Raw genomic sequence first — 4,377 nt, 5'->3', positions numbered from 1 at the left:
CCGCCGGTATCCAGGCGGAACCGAAAATTCCAACATCTTCTGAACGCTGTCGCGGGAAATCCCAAACTGACGCGCTGCCTCGCGCTGGCTCATCCCCTCGGCACACGCCAGTCGCACCTTGCGATACAAGTCCACGGTGAAAATCCTCCCACCCTCCCCGTCACCAGAAAGGGTAAAGGTGGACGACTTTTACGCCGCCCGCAGCGGGCTCATCCCGCCGCTACCGTGGCCGACTTTCTCACCGCCGTTCTCAGATCTTCAGTTGCTCGCGATACTCGTGAGTCAGGTGTAGTTCATCGAGCTTCAGCGCGATGTAGTCCTGGTCGATGACCAGGTTCATCGAGGCGTTGGCGTTATCGATCTGCTTCGCCGAGTTCAGGATGCGCTTTTCCATCGCCACGACGTTGTTCCAGCGGGTGTTCGCGATGGCCGCGTCGCACTCGTTGTTGAAGGCCCGCATCGTGAGGCGGGTCTGGCGGTTGATCATCGCCTGGCCCTTCGCCCGGCTCCCCTCCACCGTCCAATCGGTGGGGCAATGGGTAGCCTGCTTGGCCGACACCATCGCCTTCTGGCGATCGCGGACCTCCTTGATCTTGGCCTTGTAGGTCTCGCTGTCGTTGAACTCGAAATGCGGCTCGTAGATCCCGAGCTCCGCGAAGGCGAGGCGCTCGTCATAGACCGCGACCTGCTTCTCCAGGCGCTCCAAGGCCTGGCGCTTCTCGGCATATGTCGCCCGGACCTGGTCGATCTTGCTTTCGATCTCCCGCGCCTCCGCCTTCAGCTTGTCGACCTCTCCCGAGATGTCGGCCACCGGTGCGAAACGCGCCTCGACATCCTCGCGCCTTCTGCGCTCCTCGTGGATTTTCTGGTCATACTCCCGCTCAACCCGCCTCCGGCGACCGAGAGAGCGAAGATAGAGGATCAGAAACAGCGGAAACCCGATGAGGAAAATCAGGATGACGCCCATCCAGATGAAGCCTTGAGACATGTGCCACCTCGAACAAAACACCGGCATCTGAGCGCGGGCTCAGCTCGGAATCAACCCTGCGGTGAAGAGCCGGCGACCGAGAAGTATCGGTGGGCAGGTGAGGGCCTGTCTCGCACGATGACCGCCGAGCCATGCGGCTACTCTTTTCGAGGCAACAGGCAGGCAGTCTGGCTGACAGACCGCCTGGGCAAGGGGGCCACGCTCCCAGGGCCGCAGACTTCGTTCTGGTGCAGGGTGGCACAATCTTCCCTGCGAGAACGAAGCAAGGACCCGCCAGAATGCAGAGAAAGAACGCCCCCGCGATGAAGGACTTCACCGAACGAGCGATGCGGTCCGCGATCCAGTCCGGCGCCTCCGGTCTGGCGCCGTACCATCTTCTCTCGGCACTCCTCGAGACGGATGCGGGGCGGCGCGCAATGGAGGAGCGGGGCTATAGTCCCGCCTGTCTCGAGATCACCCTGATCAACACGCGGGTAGCAACTGCCGCGCTTGCGGAGGAACGTGGGGGAGCCCTCCCTCCCGACACGCAGGCGGACGACCTGCTGCAGCGCGCCGGCGAACGCGTTCTCAACGGAGGGGACCTGGAGGGGGCCGTCGCCTCCGAACTCTGCTCAGGCCTCATGCGGTGTCGCATCACCCGGTCGATCCTGCACAAGGCGCGTCTTCCGGGTCCGGTCAACAGCGACGAGCCGAGCCCCGAGCTCGCGGCCTTCCAGAACAAGGTCAAGCGTGCCCGTGCGCAGGCGAAACAGCCGCGTCCGATCGACGGCAAGCCGACCGAAGACGGGGTGCAGCCGACCCAGGAGCGTGGTCCGGAGGCGGATGTGCGCGCCTCCCTGGTGGATCTCGGCGCCCGGGCGAAGAAGGGCGATTTCGCCTCCATCGTGATCGATGAGGAGCAGGTCTCCGCGTTGATCGAGGCGATCTCGAAGGCGAGGGCGCCGAACGCGCTTCTCGAGGGCCCGGCCGGGTGTGGCAAGACCACGTTCGTGGAGGCGCTCGCGGTCAAGCTCCAGAAGCTGCCCAAGAACCATCCGCTGCGCGGCCGCCCGCTGCTCTCGGTCGATGCCGGCAAGCTCGTGGCGGGCACGCGGTACCGCGGCGACTTCGAGGCACGGGTCACGGCTCTTCTCAAGATCGTCTCTTCGAGCAAGGCCATCCTGTTCATCGACGAGTTTCACACCATCGCCGGTGCCGGCTCCACGACGGGGGAGGGCGGCCTGGATGCCGTGAACATGCTCAAGCCTGCGCTCGCCCGCGGGGATTTTTCGCTGATCGGCGCAACGACGCCCGGCGAGGCGCTTCGCCTGCGCCGTGATGCGGCCCTGATGCGGCGCTTCGAGCAGATCAGCGTCGCGCCGCCAACCGGTGCCGCGCTTCTGCGCGTGCTCCAGGAGGGCAGCGCCGGCCTGCTGCGACACCACGGCGTGGAGATCGTGAAGGCCGGAGTGCCGGCGGTTGTCGAGCTGCTGTCGGAATACGCGCCGCATCTGCCGATGCCGGCGGCGGGCTTCGAGCTCCTCGACCGCGCAGCTGCACGGACGCGCCTGGCTGGCCGGAAGAAGATCGTGCGCAAGGACCTCGCCGAGGTCCTGGAGGCGATGACCGGCGCCATCGTGGAGCGGGCAGACGGACAGCTCTCGGCCGCGCCCCAGGACGCCCGGCTGTGCAACCACCTCGATGCTCCCTCGCGGCGCGCGCTGGAAGCCGCGGTGCGCCAGGTGAGCCTCGGCCTCGGGGCATCGGGCGCCCGGGCAACTTTCTCCTTCGAGGGCGACGCCCGCAGTGCCGCTGATTTCGCAGTCAGCCTCGGCGACAGCCTCGACCTGCCGGTGCATGATGTCGACCTTGCTGCCCACCAAGGTCCGCTGGCCCTGCGCAGATATCTCGGATCCGACACGCCGGAGGCCGACGGCGCCGTAGTCCAGGTACTTTCGTCGCTGCGCCGCGCCGTCCTTCATCTGCGCGGGATCGAGAACGCCGATCCCGAGGTCGTCGGGCAGATCTTCGAGGGCATCGCCCGAGGCTGGATCGAGTCGACCGGCGGGCGCCGCTTCTCGCTGCGCGGGATCGTCCTCGTTGTATCCGGACGCCGGGAGGCCTCCTCGGGTATCGGCTTCCGGACCGAGGAAGCGGCAAAGCCGCCTCTCGATCCGCGCCTGGCCGGGCTGTGCGATGCTGAGCTTTCCGCCGCGGCCGGCAGGGAGAATGCTCGCCTCCGCGAAGAGGCCGCGGACATGGCGCGGGCAATGCGGAAACGGGGAGCGAGTCTCGAGATCGACGACGCGGCACTGGATGGTCTCATCGCCGGAATTGACGACAGCGACTGGCCTGCGGCCCTGTCCGAATTGCGCCGCAGGATGGTCGGCCTCATGGCGGAGTAATTTCCGCTTTCGGTGTTTCAGCCCAATTTCCTAACGGACCTCAAGCCATTGAAGGCAATTGGAAATGAGAACCTACGGTAAGCTGACGGTGCTGACCGGTCCGATGTTTGCGGGTAAGTCGTCAGGGCTGATCAAGGAATATCTGTACCGACATGCCTTCGCGTGCGAGAGTCGCGGCCGCTGTCCGATCTACTACCCTGCGATTGCACAGAGGTGGACGCAGGGGCAGGTCGAGACGCATTCTGGCAACGGAATTGCGTCGATGCCCCTATCGACCCTCCCTGATGTCCCGGAGGATACGGACACGCTTTTCTTCGACGAGGTCCAGTTCATGGAGCCGGACGCAATCGGTGGAGACTTCGTCGATTTCGTCGCGCAATGCTGCCTCTTCGGTATCAACGTCGTCTGCGCGGGTCTCAATCTCGATTACAGGGGACGCCCGTTCCGGGTGACGGCTGACCTGATGGCCATGGCGTCCGACGTCCGCCTGCTGCAAGCGACCTGCTCGGAGTGCCGGGCGCCTGCGACACATACCGCCCGCCTCGACGAGCGCACCGACCGCTTCGCTGCCGGCGACGCCGCCTGCTACAAGCCGATGTGCGCCGAGCACTGGCAATCCCACATCCTCGAAGCCGAGCACGCGGCCGATGAAAGCCTGGGCTGAACGCACCATCCGCGCGGCACTCGGGGCAGGGGCGCTCTTCGCCACCGTCTCGGCCAGCCAGGCTGACGGACTGTCTGCCGGGATGAGGACCTCGGTCTCCGACGCGGGGCTCGTGATCGAAAGCGTCGCCATAGACGGACCGGCCGAGCGCGCCGGCCTGCAGCCCGGCGATCGCGTCACCGGCTTCTTCCACCTGCCGGTCGACGACATGAATGCCGCGTTCGTGGAGCGCGCGGTCCTGGCGGCTCTCGATGCGGGAGCACACTCTCTCCCTCTCTCCGTCGAGCGGACCAGCGACCCCGTACATCTGGCTCCGGCGCGCGACGAACAGTTCGACGTCT

5 protein-coding genes are annotated in these 4,377 nt (G+C 65.8%); 3 read left to right on the top strand and 2 right to left on the bottom strand.

All coding sequences use genetic code 11. The features are described from left to right. Positions 1-135 (bottom strand): helix-turn-helix domain-containing protein (locus tag BM162_RS22425; protein WP_245759298.1); only part of this gene is annotated, 135 nt, incomplete at its 3' end. A gap of 115 nt (positions 136-250) precedes the next feature. Continuing rightward, on the bottom strand, positions 251-988 hold the full coding sequence (locus BM162_RS15575) for an SNIPE associated domain-containing protein (RefSeq protein WP_245759286.1): 738 nt from the start codon (positions 986-988) through the stop codon (positions 251-253). Positions 989-1,290: 302 nt separating this feature from the next. On the opposite strand from BM162_RS15575, the gene BM162_RS15570 reads away from it, so the two are divergent. The 3 genes from BM162_RS15570 to BM162_RS15560 all read left to right on the top strand — a co-directional run. After that, positions 1,291-3,372: an AAA family ATPase gene (locus BM162_RS15570; RefSeq protein ID WP_177215185.1), complete on the top strand. Its 2,082-nt coding sequence runs from the start codon at positions 1,291-1,293 to the stop codon at positions 3,370-3,372. A gap of 64 nt (positions 3,373-3,436) precedes the next feature. Then, positions 3,437-4,036 carry a thymidine kinase gene (locus BM162_RS15565; protein ID WP_093423953.1) on the top strand — a complete coding sequence of 200 codons (600 nt, stop codon included), beginning with the start codon at positions 3,437-3,439 and terminating at the stop codon, positions 4,034-4,036. Continuing rightward, a partial coding sequence (locus tag BM162_RS15560) for a PDZ domain-containing protein (RefSeq protein ID WP_245759285.1) occupies positions 4,020-4,377 on the top strand: 358 nt, incomplete at its 3' end. The genes BM162_RS15565 and BM162_RS15560, both read left to right, overlap by 17 nt.

The organism is Tranquillimonas alkanivorans, from assembly GCF_900115595.1.
In the GTDB taxonomy this organism is placed as follows: Bacteria; Pseudomonadota; Alphaproteobacteria; order Rhodobacterales; family Rhodobacteraceae; genus Tranquillimonas; species Tranquillimonas alkanivorans.
This window is presented reverse-complemented; position numbering and strand designations above follow the sequence as displayed.